Here is a 15,533-nt window from a genome sequence, read left to right as displayed (position 1 = left end):
CCGGATCTGAAAGGACGCCCAACATGGCCCTCCCCCCTGAACGCGCCCGCGTCGTGATCCTCGGCGGCGGTGTGATCGGCTGCTCTGTCGCCTATCACCTCACACAACTCGGCTGGAAAGACGTGGTGCTGCTCGAACGCAAGCAGCTGACCTCCGGCACCACATGGCACGCCGCGGGCCTCATCGCCCAGCTGCGCGCCACCAAGAACATGACCAAACTGGCGAAATATTCGCAGGAACTCTACGGCAAGCTCGAAGAGGAAACCGGCGTCGCCACCGGTTTCCGCCGCAACGGCTCGATCACCGTGGCCCTGAGCGACGAGCGCCGCGAGGAGATCCTGCGGCAAGCGTCGATGGCCCGCGCATTCGGTGTCGAGGTCGAAGAGATCAGCCCGTCGGAGCTGAAAACCCGCTATCCGCATGTGAACGTTGATGACGTGAAGGCCGCCGTCTACCTCGACAAGGACGGGCAAGGCGACCCCGCCAACATCGCGCTGGCGCTGGCCAAGGGCGCCAGGATGCGCGGCGCGCAGGTGATCGAGCGTACCAGGGTCACTGGCTTTGGCCGCGACGGGCGCCGTATCGACAGCGTTTCCTGGCAGTCCGAGAGCGGCGAGAGCGGCACCATCCAATGCGAAATGGTGGTGAACTGCGCCGGCATGTGGGGCCGCGAGGTCGGCCGCCAGATGGGCGTGAACGTACCGCTGCATGCCTGCGAGCACTTCTACATCGTCACCGACACCATCCCCGGCCTGACCCAGCTGCCCACCCTGCGCGTCCCCGAGGAATGCGCCTACTACAAGGAAGACGCCGGCAAGCTGCTGCTCGGCGCCTTTGAACCGGTGGCGAAGCCCTGGGGCATGAACGGCATCTCCGAAGACTTCGAGTTCGACCAGCTGCCCGAGGATTTCGACCATTTCGAGCCGATCCTCGAACAGGCGGTGAACCGGATGCCCCTGCTGGCCGAGGCGGGCATCCACACCTTCTTCAATGGTCCCGAAAGCTTCACCCCCGATGACGCCTATCACCTTGGCCTTGCGCCGGGGATGGACAATGTCTGGGTCGCCGCCGGCTTCAACTCCATCGGTATCCAGTCGGCGGGCGGCGCGGGATCGGCGCTGGCCTCGTGGATGGACACGGGCGACAAGCCGTTCGATCTGGGCGATGTGGACATCGCGCGGATGCAGCCCTTCCAAGGCAACAAGACCTATCTCTTTGAGCGGTCGAAGGAAACGCTGGGCCTGCTCTACGCCGATCACTTCCCCTATCGGCAAAAGGCCACCGCCCGCGGTATCCGCCGCTCGCCGCTGCATGACGCGCTGCTGCGCGAGGGCGCGGTCATGGGCGAGTTGGCCGGCTGGGAGCGTGCCAACTGGTTCGCGGACGCAGGCCAGACGCCGGAATATCGCTACAGCTGGAAGCGCCAGAACTGGTTCGACAACGCCGCCCGCGAACACAAGGCGATCCGCGAAAACGTCGGCATCTACGACATGTCGTCCTTCGGCAAGATCCGCGTTGAAGGCCCGGATGCGCAAGCGTTCCTCAACTACGTCTCCGCCTCCAACCTGTCGGTCCCGGTAGGCAAGATCGTCTACAGCCAGCTACTCAACGCCTCCGGCGGGATCGAAGCGGATGTGACCATCACCCGCCTGTCCGAAACCGCCTACCTCGTCGTCACCCCCGCCGCCACGCGGCTGGCCGATCAGGAATGGCTGCGCCGCCACATGGGCGATTTCCGCGTGACGCTCTTTGATGCCACCGCGTCCGAGGCGGTGATCTGCGTCATGGGCCCCAAATCGCGCGATCTGCTCTCCCGCGTTTCGCCGGCTGATTTCTCCAACGAGGCCAACCCCTTCGGCACCGCGCAAGAGATCGAGATCGGCATGGGCCTCGCCCGCGCGCACCGCGTCACCTATGTCGGCGAGCTGGGGTGGGAGCTGTATGTTAGCACCGACATGGCCGCCCATGTCTTCGAGGTGCTGCGCGAGGCAGGCCGCGACATGGACGCAAAGCTCTGCGGGCTGCACATGATGGACAGCTGCCGCATCGAAAAGGGCTTTCGCCACTTCGGGCATGACATCTCGTCCGAGGATCACATCCTGGAGGCCGGCCTCGGCTTCGCCATCAAGAAGACAGATGTGGATTTCATCGGCCGCGACGCCGTTCAGCGCAAGCGCGACGAGGGCCTACGAAACCGCCTCGTCCAGTTCAAGCTGACCGACCCGGAGCCGATGCTCTATCACGCCGAACCCATCGTGCGCGACGGTGCCATTGTCGGCTACCTCGCATCCGGCGCCTACGGCCACCACCTCGGCGCGGCGATGGGCATGGGCTACGTCCCCTGCCCCGGCCAGTCGGTTCAGGATGTGCTTGGCTCCACCTACGAGATTGAGGTCGCCGGGCGCCGCATCAGGGCCGAAGCCTCGCTCAAACCCTTCTATGACCCGAAATCGGAGCGCGTGAAGGTCTGACCTTCCCGGGTCCCCGCAACCAACAGGAGCACGCAAGAGATGAAGATCCTTGTCCCCGTCAAGCGCGTGATCGACTACAACGTGAAGGTCCGCGTCAAACCGGACGGCAGCGGTGTCGATCTGGCCAACGTCAAGATGTCGATGAACCCCTTCGACGAAATTTCGGTCGAGCAGGCGATCCGCCTGAAGGAAGCCGGGACCGTAACCGAGGTGGTCGTCGTCTCCATCGGTGACAAGAAGGCGCAGGAAACCCTGCGCACCGCACTGGCCATGGGCGCCGACCGCGCCATTCTCGTCGAGGCCGACACCGGCGACGATATCGAGCCGCTGACCGTCGCCAAGATCCTGGCCAAGGTGGTAGCCGACGAGGCCCCCGAGCTGATCATCGCCGGCAAGCAGGCGATTGACAACGACATGAACGCCACCGGCCAGATGCTGGCTGCGCTCCTCGGCTGGGGTCAGGCGACTTTTGCCTCCGAGGTCGAAGTAGAGGGCGGCAAGGCCTCTGTCACCCGTGAGGTCGACGGTGGCTTGCAGACCATCTCGGTCAAGTTGCCGGCGGTCATCACCACCGACCTGCGCCTTACCGAGCCGCGCTATGCCTCGCTGCCCAACATCATGAAGGCCAAGAAAAAGCCGCTCGAAGAGAAGACCGCCGCCGATTACGGCGTCGACCTTTCGCCGCGCCTCAAGGTGCTGGCAACCGAAGAACCGGCAGGCCGCGCGGCGGGGATTACCGTCGGCTCGGTCGAGGAATTGGTAGGCAAACTCAAGGAACAGGGGCTGGTCTGATGGCTGTACTTCTACTGGCAGAAATGGCAGGCGGCGCGCTGGCGCTGGATGCAACCGCCAAGGCCGTCACGGCGGCGGCGCGACTGGGCGAGGTGACTGCGCTGGTCTGTGGTCCCACGGCAGCGGGCGAAGAGGCTGCAAGCCTTGAGGGCGTGGCAAAGGTGCTGGTCTGCGAAGATGCCGCCGTGGCCAACGGGCTGGCCGAGAACGTGGCTCAGCTGATCCTCGATCAGGCGCAGGGCTTCACCCATATCGTCGCCCCGGCGGGCAACTCCGGGCGCAACGTGCTGCCCCGCGCGGCGGCTCTGCTCGACGCGATGGTGATGACCGATGTGACCGAGGTGATCTCGGCAGATACCTTCAAGCGCCCGATCTACGCTGGCAACGCGATCCAGACGGTCCAGTCGATCGATCCGGTCAAGGTGCTGTCGATCCGCACAACTGGCTTCGAGGCCGCCGGCACCGGCGCGACCTCTCCGGTAGAGACCGTGGCACTGTCGGCTGTGTCCGACCTCAGCGTGCATGTGGAAGACAAGGTCGTCTCCTCCGACCGCCCCGAGCTGACCTCGGCCAAGGTGGTCGTCTCCGGCGGGCGCGGTATCGGCTCCGAGGAAAACTTCGCTCTCGTCTCGACCCTCGCGGACAAGCTGGGTGCGGCGGTCGGTGCCTCGCGCGCGGCGGTGGACTCGGGCTTTGCCTCAAACGATCTCCAAGTCGGCCAGACCGGCAAGGTGGTGGCGCCCGACCTCTATATTGCCGTTGGCATCTCCGGCGCGATCCAGCACCTCGCGGGGATGAAGGATTCAAAGGTGATCGTCGCGATCAACAAGGACGAAGACGCCCCGATCTTCCAGGTGGCGGACTACGGCCTTGTCGCCGACCTGTTCGACGCCGTCCCGACCCTGACAGAGGCACTCTGAGCGATGGGCGCGCAGCTGATTGACGGCAAGGCCTACGCGCAGGCGGTCCGAACCCGCGTCGGTCTGCGCGTCCGCGAATTGGTGGCCGAAACCGGCCAGACCCCCGGTCTGGCCGTGGTGCTGGTGGGGCACGATCCGGCCTCTGAGATCTACGTCCGCTCCAAGGGCAAGCAGGCGGTGGAGGCTGGCATGGCCTCATTCGAGCACCGCCTGCCCGCCGACACCAGCGCCGAGACCCTTCTGGCGCTGATCCACCAGCTCAACGAAGACAGCCTCGTGCATGGCATCCTCGTGCAGCTGCCGCTGCCGGATCATCTGGATTCGCGTGCGGTGATCAACGCGATCGCGCCGCAAAAGGACGTGGACGGCTTTCATATTTCGAACGTCGGAATGGTCGGTACGGGGCAGGACGCCATCGTGCCCTGTACGCCGCTGGGCTGCATGATGATGCTGCGCACCCTGCACGACGACTTTCGCGGCAAGACCGCGCTGGTGATCGGCCATTCCAATGTGGTCGGCAAGCCGATGGCGCGGCTGCTTCTCAATGCCAATTGCACCGTGATGGTGGCGCATAAGTCGTCGACCAACATCCCCGAACTGGCGCGCATGGCCGATATCGTCGTGGCCGCCGCGGGCGTTCCCGGGCTGGTCAAGGCCGATTGGCTCAAGCCCGGTGCCACGGTCATCGACGTCGGGATCAACCGCGTTGCGGCCCCCGATCTCGGGCCGGACAAGACGCGCATCACGGGCGACGTCGACATCGCCGCGCGTGAGATTGCCGGTGCCATCACCCCCGTGCCCGGCGGCGTCGGCCCCATGACCATCGCCTGCCTGCTGGCCAACACACTCTCTGCCTATTGTCACCTGCTCGGCCTGCCCGACAGGCCCATCTCCCTAGACCTCCAGGACCCGACATGACCAAGTTTTGCCTGACCGTGACCTGCCCCTCCCGGCGCGGAATCGTCGCCGCGATCTCCACTTTCCTTGCCGACCATGCCTGCAACATCACCGACAGCGCCCAGTTCGACGATCAGGAGACAGGCCAGTTCTTCATGCGCATCAGCTTCGTGCCCGAAGAAGGCGCGGCGCTGGAGAAGCTGAATTCCCGCTTTGCCGCGATCGCCAGCGAGATGGAGATGACCTACGCCTTCCACGACGAGGCCGAGAAGATGAAGGTCGTCATCATGGTCTCTCGCTTTGGCCACTGCCTGAATGATCTGCTCTACCGGGTGAAGATCGGCGCGCTCCCTGTCGAGGTGGTGGCGGTGATCTCCAACCACATGGATTACCAGAAAGTCGTGGTAAACGCCGATATACCCTTCCACTGCATCAAGGTGACGAAGGACAACAAGCCGCAGGCCGAAGCCGCCATCATGAAGGTGGTCGAGGATACCGGCGCGGAGCTGATCGTGCTGGCCCGCTACATGCAGATCCTCAGTGACGAGATGTGCCAGAAGATGTCGGGCCGGATCATCAACATCCACCACTCCTTCCTGCCGTCGTTCAAGGGCGCGAACCCCTACAAGCAGGCCTACGAGCGCGGCGTGAAGCTGATCGGCGCGACCTCGCACTACGTCACCGCCGACCTCGACGAGGGGCCGATCATCGAACAGGATACCGTGCGCATCACCCATGCCCAAAGCGCGACGGACTACGTGTCGCTGGGCCGCGACGTTGAAGCCTCCGTGCTGGCGCGCGCCATCCACGCCCACGCCCATCACCGCGCCTTTCTCAATGGCAACAAGACGGTGGTCTTCCCTGCTTCGCCGGGCAGCTTTTCCTCGGAACGGATGGGCTGAACCGGACGCCGGAACCGGCCTTACAGGTAGAGAGAATTGGACCTAATCGCAGGTGTGATCCGGCGGTACGCAAGGGTGACCGCGCATGATCACGCGCCTGAAGACGAGAGCACACATGACCACACCGCAGCAAACCCCCGAAGACATCATCGCAAGCTACGCGGGCGTGAACCTGATCGGCAATGCCCGTGTCCCTTCCGCTGTCACGCTCGACGTGCTGAACCCGGCCACCGGGGCCCTGATCGGCGCGGCTGCTGCAAGCGACGCGGCAGAGACCGCCGCCGCCGTGGACTGCGCGCGCGAGGCACAGATCGCCTGGGCGCAGGTGCCCGCGCGCGACCGGGGCAAGGCCGTCGCCGCCGCCGCCCGCGCCGTGGCGGACAAGGCCGAGCTGATAGCGCAGGTGCTCGCCCGCGAGACCGGCAAGGCCATCCGCACCGAATGCCGGGGCGAGGTCACTGTCGCCGCCGACATCGTGGAATTCTACGGCGGCCTCGGCTCCGAGCTTAAGGGCCAGACCGTGCCCTACAACCCGCGCATGCTGACCATGACCACGCGCGAGCCGCTCGGCGTCGTGGCGGCCATCGTGCCCTGGAACGTGCCGCTCGTGCTCTTCGCGCTGAAGGTCGGCCCGGCGCTGGTTGCGGGCAATACCGTGGTGGTCAAATCGTCAGAGGAGGCGCCCTTTGCCACTTATCTCTTTGCCGAGCTGATGATGCAGCACCTGCCGGCGGGCGTGCTGAACGTGGTGAACGGCACCGGCGCGACATGCGGCAACGCGCTCACCAGCCACGCGGACGTGGCCAAGATCACCTTCACCGGCTCCGAGGCCGTAGGCGAGACCATCAACAGGATCGGCGCGAGCCGGATCATTCCCGTCTCGCTGGAACTGGGCGGCAAATCCGCGATGATCGTCTGCGCCGATGCTGATCTGGACAAGGCCGTAGCCGGGGCGATCTCGGGCATGCGCTTCACCCGGCAGGGCCAGAGCTGCACCGCCGCCAGCCGCATCTATGTTCATGACAGCCTGCACGATGCCTTCATGGAACGGCTCGGCGCAGCGCTCGACAAGCTGGTCATCGGGGACCCGCTGGACGAGGCCACGGACATCGGCACCATCATCAACGCCAAGCAAGTTGCGACCATCGACAGCTACATCGCCAAGGCCGAGGCCACCCCCGGCGCGCAGGTTCACCGCTATGGCGCCCTGCCAGATGATGCCGCGCTGTCGCCGGAGCTGTTTGCCCGGCCGACCATCCTCACCAGCCTGCCCGACGATCATCCGTGCGTGATGGAAGAGATCTTCGGCCCCGTCGCCGTGGTCAAAGGCTGGTCTGACTACGACGCGGTGCTGACCTTGGCGAACTCGACGCACTACGGCCTGGCCGCGTCGGTCTGGACCGGCAGCCTGTCCACCGCGCTCGACAGCACGGCGCGGCTGAACGCGGGCTATGTGCAGGTGAACCAGAACCTGACGATCCAGCCCAACGTCTCCTACGGCGGGTTCGGCCGGTCGGGTCAGGGCAAGGAAGCCTCGCTGGAGGCGATGGTCGAGCATTTCACGCGCTCCAAGACCATCGTGATGAACTTCGACTGATGCGGCGCTGATGCCCGACATCATCATTCTGGCCGCTTCCACTCTGGCGGCGGGATTCTTGCGGGGCGTGACCGGGTTCGGTTTCGCCCTCGCTGCCGTTCCGCTCTATTCCCTCAGCGTGCCGCCGCTTCAGGCGGTGATCCTGGCGCAGATGCTGCAGATCGCTGCCGCGCCGGTCGATTTTCTGCAAGTTCGCCGTCATGTGGACCGGCGCGCGCTTGGCCTCCTTTGTACCGGGGCGCTGGTCTTTACGCCCGTCGGCGCATTTTTCGCGCTGCGCCTGCCGGCGGATGTGCTGCGGCTGGCGATTGCCGTGGTGGTGCTCATGGGGCTGGTGGCGCTTCTGGCACGGTTCGCAGTGCCGGGCGGGCGCGGCGCCACGATCATCGCAGGGGCCATGGCCGGGTTGCTCGGAGGCCTTGCAGCGATGCCCGGCCCGCCCGCCGTCGCCTATTTCTTGGGCCGAAGCGCCGATAGGCGGGTCAGCCGCGCCTCGCTGATGCTGTTCTTTGCCTTCACCGCCTGCGTAGCGCTTGGGTCTCTGGCCCTTGCCGCAGATGTGCTGCGGTGGGAAATGCTGGCGCGGGCTGCCAGCGCCTGGCCGCTGATGATCCTCGGGACATGGGCCGGCACCCGCCTGTTCGAACGTCTGGGCGATGGTCACTACCGCATCGCTGCGTTGGCGGTGCTGTTCGTGTCGGCGTTTCTGACCGGGGCGAAGGGGCTGGCCGGACTGTTCTGAGTAGAACGACAAAGGCCCCTGCTTGGGTGCGCCATGCCGGGCCTCGACCTCGTTCGGCGCAAGGATCGCCCCCCCGATCGCGCAATCAGCCACACCCGCAGCCCCGAACGCAAAACGCCACCCCCGACGGGGTGGCGCTTCTTCTTGCAGGCGGCGGCTCCGGTCAGGAGCGGCCCTTCCACGGCACGAGGTGCCCTTCGGCCTTGCGCATTAGGATGTCGATGGCGAAGCCGATCACGCCGATGATCACGATGCCCATCATCACGATATCCGTCGACTGGAACTTCGAGGCGGCGACGATCATCTTGCCCGCGCCTTTCTCGGCGGCGACCAGCTCGGCGGCGACGACCGTGCCCCAGCAGACCCCCATGGCGACCCGCGCCCCGGTGAAGATCTCTGGCAGCGAGTTGGGCACGATCACATGGCGCAGCACCTGCCATTTGGAGGCACCCAGAGAATAGGCCGCATGGACCTTGGTGATGTTCACACCCGACACGCCGGCCCGCGCGGCGATGATCATCACCCAGAGCGCTGCGAGGAAAAGCAGCACGATCTTGCCTTGCTCGCCGATACCGAACCAGATGATCACCAGCGGGATCAGGGCCAGCGGCGGCACCGGGCGCATGAACTCGACGATCGGATCGAACCAGCCGCGCGCCCAGCCCGACAGCCCCATGGCATAGCCCAGCGGGATCCCCACGATGGAGCCCAGCACGAAGCCCGCGACCACCCGCCAGAGCGACCAGCCGACGTGTTCCCAAAGCGAGACATTCTGGTAGCCGTTCTTCGCGATGTCGAAGAACTGTCCCACCACGGCCTCGGGCGCGGGCATCCAGATCGGCTCCATCTGCAGCCCCCTGTCGGGCGTGAAGTTGAGTGAGCCCTTTGCTGTCATGACCACCTGGCCGTGAGAGACGGAGGCCATGCCCCCCGGAGCGATCGGCTGGCCCGCGACGGAGGTGATCCGCGCGTCCTCGCCGTCGTTGCGCTGCGCGCTGATGAGCACCGACCGCCAGGCGGCGACGGTGGCGGTGTCGCTGGTGACGAAGCCGGTCGCCGGGCCGGGCTCAGGGTCTTCGGCCGCCGTGTCGGCGTCATGCACGGTGACGGTCACGGTGCCCTGCCCGGTGCTGCCGTCCGGCGCCTCGGCGGTGTATTCAAAGGACGTGGTGCCGGTATAGGGCCCCGGCACATGGATCGGCACCAGCTTCGATCCGGTGAAGGCGCCCCAGACCAGGAAGACCACCACCAGCGACAACACCGAGGCGATGCGATCCGGTTTCACCGCGCTTTCGTCGCCGAAGGTCACGGTCTTGAGCGAGGTGAAGTCGCGCATCTGCCCGATGCGGCGGCGGATCAGCGTGATCGCGAAGGCCGCGCCGAAGAACAGCGCGACGTAGACGGCAAGTATCAAAAGTCCGGTCATGTCAGTGTTCCGCCCCGCCCATGATTTCCTCTTCCATTTCCCAGATCATCCCGAGGATCTCGTTCTTCATCTCGCCGAACTTCGGGTCTTCCTTGACGCTGCGCAGATCGCCGCCCACGGCCGCGTCGGCAAAGGGCAGACGGTATTCGCGGTGGATGCGCCCGGGGCGCGGCGCCATGACCAGCAGGCGCTCGCCCAGCAGCAGCGCCTCATCGACCGAGTGGGTAATGAGGATGATGGTCTTGCCGGTCTCCCTCCAGAGTTTCAGCACCAGCCCCTGCATCTTCTCCCGGGTCAGCGCGTCGAGCGCGCCCAGCGGTTCGTCCATCAGGATCACGTCGGGATCATTGGCCAGGCAGCGGGCGAGCGCCACGCGCTGCTGCATCCCGCCGGACAGCTCATAGACCGCCTTGCTCTTGAAGGCACGCAGGCCCACCGTATCGAGCAGGTTCTCGACGATCGTGTTACGGTCGACCTCGGACATGCCCTTCATGCGCGGGCCGAAATCCACGTTGTGGCGCACGTTCATCCATTCGAACAGAGCGCCTTTCTGGAACACCATGCCGCGTTCCGACCCCGGTCCGGTCACGGGCCTGCCGTTCAGGGTCACGCCGCCATCGGTCTGCGACAGGAACCCCGCGAGGATGTTCAGCAGCGTGGACTTGCCACAGCCCGATGGCCCGAGCACGGAGATCAGCTCGCCTTTCTGAATGTCGAGCGACACGTCCTGCAGCGCCTGCACATGGCTGCCGTTGGGCAGGTCGAAGCGCATGGACAGGTTGTCGATGCTGAGAAATGACATGGGTCGCCCCCCTTCGATGATCATGCGGCTGGCGGGTCGTGCAACCCGCCAGCCGAGCCGGTGTTATTGCGTGGTGACTGTGGCCGCGAGCGGACCGGTGTTCACCGCGTCCTCGTAGCTCGGCAGCGCAGAATCGATGCTGCCTGCCTCGACGAAGACATCCGCCACGCCCTTCATGAAGGTCGCCGCATTGCCGCCCAGCCACTTTGCCGAGAGTTGCTCTTCGACCGACGGGAAGGAGAAGGTGGCGATGGAGGCCTCGGCCGCTTCGGGCGTCATGCCCGCTTCGGAGGCGATCTTCGCCAGCATCTCGGGCGATCCGGTCTGGGTCCACTCGGCGTTGTACTGTGTGGTGACGGCGAGGAAATCAGACAGCATGTCGGCGTTTTCGATGACGAAGTCGGTGGGCGCCGAGGTCACGTCGAATACGAGAATTCCCAACTCTTCCTTCTCGGCACCGGTCAGCAGCACGTTGCCGTGTTCCTTCATCCGCGCGAGCCCGCCGCCGTACCCACAAGCGAAATCGACTGCGCCCTGCGCCAGCGCCGCTGCGCCATCGGTAGGGGCCATGTCCACCACGGTCAGCGAGGCGACATCGACGCCGAAATGCTCCATCTGACGCAGGAAGCCATAATGCGCTGCGGTGCCCAGCGGCACTGCGACCTTCTTGCCCGCCAGCTCGTCTGCCGAATCCTTGTCGATCTCGAGCATGGTGGCAACGACGCAATTGTCGTTCTCGGAGTAGCTGACGGCCACGTCGACCACCTGCAGCGGCTGGCCTGCCGATGCCGCGACGACGAAAGGAGGCACGCCCTGGCTGATCGAGATCTGCACGTCGCCCGAGGCCATGGCGGCGGACATCGCGGTGCCGGTCTCGAAGGAGACCCAGTTCACATCCATACCGAGCGCCTCGTCATAGGCACCATCGGCCTTGGCGGCGAGGAAGGGCATCGGCCATTCGAGGAAATAGCCCACGGTCAGCTCCTGGGCTGCCGCGGATTGCGCGGTCAGGGCCAGTGCGGCGCCGGTCATCAGTCTGGAAAGGGTGGTCATGGTGGTGTCTCCGTTGTTGGCTCTGTACCGCGGGGCTGCGTCTTCGGGTCTTGTCGCCCGCTGCCTGACGATTGCGGTTGAGACAAAGCAGACACCGCCCGACCGGAGCGGCTCAACGGCCTTTATCAACTGGACTTACAGGTCGGAGCAAACCGGCCCTATTTGAACGGCCTGCCTGGTGAATACCTGGGCGCATTGCGGGCCGCGGGTCGACCACACCCCAGGCTTGCCCCTCCCACCCCCCGTCTTCTCCCCTGAAAGGTCCCGAACGATGAACCGCATCACGCCTCCGAACGATTTCACCGACATCGTCAGCGCCGATCGCGCCCATGTCTGGCACCACCTGACGCAGCACGCGGCGCATGACACGGTCGATCCCGCGATCATGGTCGAGGGCAAGGGGATGCGGGTCTGGAATCAGGCCGGCAAGGAACATCTGGACGCGGTCTCGGGCGGCGTCTGGACGGTGAACGTGGGCTATGGCCGCGCCAGCATCGGCCAGGCCATCGCCGAACAGGTCACGAAGATGAACTATTTCGCGGGCAGCGCCGGGTCGATCCCCGGCGCGCGATTTGCTCAAAAACTCATCGAGAAGATGCCGGGCATGAGCCGGGTCTACTACGTCAACTCGGGCTCCGAGGCCAACGAGAAAGCGTTCAAGATGGTGCGCCAGATCGCCCATAAGCGGTTCGGCGGCAAGAAACACAAGATCCTCTTCCGCGAGCGCGACTACCACGGCGCGACCATCGCCACGATCTCCGCGGGTGGCCAGCCGGAGCGCAATGCGGGCTACGGCCCTTTCACGCCGGGCTTCGTCCAGGTGCCGCATTGCCTCGAATACCGGGCGCAATGGGATGTGGAAAACTACGGCGAGCGCGCCGCCGATGCTATTGAGGAGGTCATCCTGCGTGAAGGCCCGGACACCATCGGCGCGCTCTGCCTCGAGCCGGTGACGGCGGGCGGCGGCGTCATCACCCCGCCGGTGGGCTACTGGCAGCGTGTGCGCGAGATCTGCGACCGCTACGATATCCTGCTGCATATCGACGAAGTGGTCTGCGGCGTCGGACGCACAGGCACCTGGTTCGGGTATCAGCACTACGGTATCTTGCCGGACATGGTGACGATGGCCAAGGGCGTGGCCTCCGGCTATGCGGCGATCGCCTGCCTCGTGACCACCCAAGAGGTCTTCGACCGTTTCAAGGACGACGCCGCCGATCCCATGAGCTTCTTCCGCGACATCTCGACCTTCGGCGGCTGCACGGCCGGACCGGCCGCCGCGCTGGAAAACATGGCGATCATCGAAAGCGAGGGGCTGCTGGCCAACACCACCGCCATGGGCGCGCGGCTGATGGACAACCTGCATGCGCTGGCAGAGCGCCACCCGGTGATCGGCGACGTGCGCGGGCTGGGGTTGCTTTGCGGCTCCGAGCTCGTTTCCGACCGTGTCAGCAAGGAGCCGGTGCCGGAGGCGCAGGTGAAGGCCGTCGTGGCGGATTGCATGGCGCAGGGCGTAATCATCGGCGCCACATCGCGCGCCCTGCCGGGGATGAACAACACGCTGTGCCTTGCACCTGCGCTGATCGCCACGGGCGATGACATCGACACGATCACCGATGCCATCGACAGCGCGCTGACACGGGTCTTTGCCTGACGGAAAGGGGAATTGTACGGGGGGCTTGCATGGGGGACTGCCGCGCATAATCTTGCGCGACAGTCCCCAAAGGAAACGACGTGCCCATCCCGCCGGAAATATTCCTGCTCCCCCTCGGGAGCACGGCCACGCTGCAGCAGCAGATCCAGCAGATCGTAGCTGATGCCATCGTCATGGGCCGCTGCGCCCCCGGCGAGCGACTGCCGTCTTCGCGGCGGCTGGCGCAGCACCTTGGCGTGTCGCGGATCACGGTCACGCTGGCCTACAGCGAACTGGTCTCCAACGAATACCTCCATGCCCGCGGCGGCTCGGGCTTCTATGTCGCCGAAAACGCGCCGCGACGTCCGGTCTTCAACGACAGTTGCAAGGACAGCGCGCCGGGCATCGATTGGCAGCGCCGCCTGCCGCGGACCATTCCCGAACGCGACGACATTCTGCGCCCGCCGAACTGGAGCGACTACCGCTACCCCTTCATCTACGGCCAGTCCGACACAACGCTGTTCGATCACGCCAACTGGCGCAAATGCGCGATGCAGGCGATGGCCCGAAAGGATTTCGACAGCCTCACGCACGACAGCTATCAGCAAGACGATCCGCTGCTGGTGGAGTACATCCTGCGTCACATCCTGCCCCGCCGGGGCATCCACGCCTCGCCCGACGAGCTGATCATCACCATGGGCAGCCAGAACGCGCTTTGGATGGTCGCGCATCTCCTGCTCGACCAGGCGCCGAGGACCGTGGTTGAGAACCCTTGTTATCCCGGGTTGCGCAAGATCTTCGACCAGAAGGGGCTGGTCGTAACCTCCATCGACGTGGACGAGGACGGACTTCCGCCCGAGGCGCTGCCGCCGGAATGCGACCTTGTGTTCATCACGCCCAGCCATCATGCGCCGACGAATGCGACCATGTCACTCGCCCGGCGCAAAGCTCTGCTGGAACGCGCCGACGCGGATGATTTCCTCGTGGTCGAAGACGATTACGAGTTCGAGATTTCCTTCGGCAGCGCCCCCGCCCCTGCGCTGAAATCGCTCGACCGGGCCGGCCGCGTGGTCTACGTCAGCTCGTTTTCCAAGTCGATCTTTCCGGGGCTGCGTCTGGGCTACATGGTGGCCGCCCCCGAGCTGATCCGCGAGGTGCGCCGTTTGCGCAACGTGGTCATGCGCCACCCGCCGAGCCACCTTCAGCGCACCACCGCCAACTTCCTGTCGATGGGTCATTACGACAGCCAGATCCACCGCATGACACGGGTTTACGGCCAGCGCCGCGCCCTCATGGAAAAGGGCCTGCAGGATCTCGATCTCGGCACGGTCGCCCGCTGCGGCTCGGGCGGGTCGTCCTTCTGGATCAAGGCCCCGCCCGGCATCGACACCTCCCGCCTGGCGATGGATCTGCGCGCGCAGTCGGTGCTGATCGAGCCGGGGCAGGCCTTCTTTGCCCGTCGCTCGCCGGACACGTCACACTACCGCCTCGCCTATTCGACCATCCCCACCAACCGCATACAGGACGGTCTAAAGCTGATCGCTGCGGCACTAACAGCTTGACTGTAAGCGAGAAACCGTTGCTAGACCGGCCCGGCACTCAGATGTTGAAGGCTGCCACGAAAGCATCCAGCGCAGCATCGCTGTCGCCCGCGGCGAAGGCTTCCATGCCGACCGGCCCGGCAAGCCCATATGTTGCAAGGCACGTGCGATGCCGGAATAGTTGACCTCGCCGGTTCCCGGTTCGCAGCGGCCGGGATTGTCGGCGACCTGCACCTCGCCGATCCAGGGCAGGCAGGCCTCGCACCAGCGGATCAGATCGCCCTCGCCGATCTGTGTGTGATAGAGATCGAGATTGATCCGCAGCTGCGGGCGGTTCACCGCAGAGACAAGTGACAGGACACCGGCGGTCGATCCGAACGGGCAACCGGGATGATCCAGCGGGTTGAGGTTTTCCAAGGTGACGAGGCTCTGATGATGTGACCGCCCCCCGACGGCATCTATGTGCCAAGGTGGGTCTGCGATGATCCATAAAGGAGGACGGTCATGTCGGAAATTATCACGGTCGGGCTCGATCTTGCGAAGAATGTCTTTCAGGTTCATGGAGCCGACGCCGCGGGCAGGGCAGGGCTGCGCAAGAAGCTGAGAAGAGACCAAGTCGCGGCATTCTTCGGACAGCTGCCGGCCTGCGTTGTCGCGATGGAAGCCTGTGGCGGTGCGCATTTCTGGGGCCGGGAGATCGGCAAACTTGGCCATGATGTAAGGCTCATCCCACCGGCCTATGTGAAGCCTTTCGTGAAGT

Annotated in this window: 13 protein-coding genes and 1 pseudogene; 10 read left to right on the top strand and 4 right to left on the bottom strand. The window is 65.2% G+C overall.

Annotation, left to right across the window (positions count from 1 at the left end; all coding sequences use genetic code 11):
• Nucleotides 1–23 precede the first annotated feature (23 nt).
• The 7 genes from ACXAJT_RS14200 to ACXAJT_RS14170 all read left to right on the top strand — a co-directional run bounded on the left by ACXAJT_RS14200 (nt 24) and on the right by ACXAJT_RS14170 (nt 8,321).
• Nucleotides 24–2,471, top strand: a complete 2,448-nt coding sequence (locus ACXAJT_RS14200; RefSeq protein WP_475236261.1) for a GcvT family protein — start codon at nt 24–26, stop codon at nt 2,469–2,471.
• A 39-nt stretch (nt 2,472–2,510) separates the two neighbouring features.
• On the top strand, nt 2,511–3,263 hold the full coding sequence (locus ACXAJT_RS14195) for an electron transfer flavoprotein subunit beta/FixA family protein (protein WP_475236259.1): 753 nt from the start codon (nt 2,511–2,513) through the stop codon (nt 3,261–3,263).
• Nucleotides 3,263–4,183, top strand: coding sequence for an electron transfer flavoprotein subunit alpha/FixB family protein (locus tag ACXAJT_RS14190; RefSeq protein WP_475236257.1), 921 nt, complete (start codon nt 3,263–3,265; stop codon nt 4,181–4,183). The genes ACXAJT_RS14195 and ACXAJT_RS14190 overlap by 1 nt, the downstream gene beginning before the upstream one ends.
• A 3-nt stretch (nt 4,184–4,186) precedes the next feature.
• On the top strand, nt 4,187–5,101 hold the full coding sequence (gene folD, locus ACXAJT_RS14185) for a bifunctional methylenetetrahydrofolate dehydrogenase/methenyltetrahydrofolate cyclohydrolase FolD (RefSeq protein ID WP_475236255.1): 915 nt from the start codon (nt 4,187–4,189) through the stop codon (nt 5,099–5,101).
• Nucleotides 5,098–5,982 carry a formyltetrahydrofolate deformylase gene (purU, locus tag ACXAJT_RS14180; protein WP_475236253.1) on the top strand — a complete coding sequence of 295 codons (885 nt, stop codon included), beginning with the start codon at nt 5,098–5,100 and terminating at the stop codon, nt 5,980–5,982. Before folD ends, purU begins: the two co-directional genes overlap by 4 nt.
• A 115-nt stretch (nt 5,983–6,097) precedes the next feature.
• Nucleotides 6,098–7,579 carry an aldehyde dehydrogenase family protein gene (locus ACXAJT_RS14175; protein ID WP_475236251.1) on the top strand — a complete coding sequence of 494 codons (1,482 nt, stop codon included), beginning with the start codon at nt 6,098–6,100 and terminating at the stop codon, nt 7,577–7,579.
• Nucleotides 7,580–7,589: 10 nt separating this feature from the next.
• A complete protein-coding gene (locus tag ACXAJT_RS14170; protein WP_475236249.1) occupies nt 7,590–8,321 on the top strand; it encodes a sulfite exporter TauE/SafE family protein in 732 nt (243 codons plus the stop codon).
• Nucleotides 8,322–8,484: 163 nt separating this feature from the next.
• Here the strand turns inward: ACXAJT_RS14170 and ACXAJT_RS14165 are convergent, their stop codons facing one another.
• From ACXAJT_RS14165 to ACXAJT_RS14155, 3 genes are all read right to left on the bottom strand, one after another.
• Nucleotides 8,485–9,747: an ABC transporter permease subunit gene (locus ACXAJT_RS14165; RefSeq protein ID WP_475236248.1), complete on the bottom strand. Its 1,263-nt coding sequence runs from the start codon at nt 9,745–9,747 to the stop codon at nt 8,485–8,487.
• Nucleotide 9,748: 1 nt separating this feature from the next.
• The gene (locus ACXAJT_RS14160) at nt 9,749–10,549 is read right to left on the bottom strand and encodes a taurine ABC transporter ATP-binding protein (RefSeq protein WP_475236247.1); all 801 of its coding nucleotides are present in this window, start codon (nt 10,547–10,549) and stop codon (nt 9,749–9,751) included.
• 63 nt (nt 10,550–10,612) lie between these two features.
• On the bottom strand, nt 10,613–11,602 hold the full coding sequence (locus ACXAJT_RS14155; RefSeq protein ID WP_475236244.1) for a taurine ABC transporter substrate-binding protein: 990 nt from the start codon (nt 11,600–11,602) through the stop codon (nt 10,613–10,615).
• 271 nt (nt 11,603–11,873) lie between these two features.
• Here ACXAJT_RS14155 and ACXAJT_RS14150 point away from each other — a divergent pair, with 271 nt between their 5' ends.
• Nucleotides 11,874–13,253, top strand: coding sequence for an aminotransferase family protein (locus ACXAJT_RS14150; protein ID WP_475236243.1), 1,380 nt, complete (start codon nt 11,874–11,876; stop codon nt 13,251–13,253).
• A gap of 80 nt (nt 13,254–13,333) precedes the next feature.
• On the top strand, nt 13,334–14,794 hold the full coding sequence (pdxR, locus tag ACXAJT_RS14145) for a MocR-like pyridoxine biosynthesis transcription factor PdxR (protein ID WP_475236241.1): 1,461 nt from the start codon (nt 13,334–13,336) through the stop codon (nt 14,792–14,794).
• Here pdxR and ACXAJT_RS14140 read toward each other — a convergent pair.
• On the bottom strand, nt 14,783–15,334 hold the full coding sequence (locus ACXAJT_RS14140) for a TIM barrel protein (protein WP_475236239.1): 552 nt from the start codon (nt 15,332–15,334) through the stop codon (nt 14,783–14,785). The two genes, pdxR and ACXAJT_RS14140, sit on opposite strands and share 12 nt — an antisense overlap.
• On the opposite strand from ACXAJT_RS14140, the pseudogene ACXAJT_RS14135 reads away from it, so the two are divergent.
• Nucleotides 15,278–15,532 (top strand): annotated as a pseudogene (locus tag ACXAJT_RS14135) (IS110 family transposase); the annotation flags it as partial. The gene ACXAJT_RS14140 and the pseudogene ACXAJT_RS14135 sit on opposite strands and share 57 nt — an antisense overlap.
• Between the last annotated feature and the right edge of the window lies 1 nt (nt 15,533).

This window comes from Salipiger sp. ABF4_146, from assembly GCF_056161345.1.
Note: the sequence above shows the minus strand (reverse complement) of the source record. Positions and strands in the feature narration are given on the sequence as shown.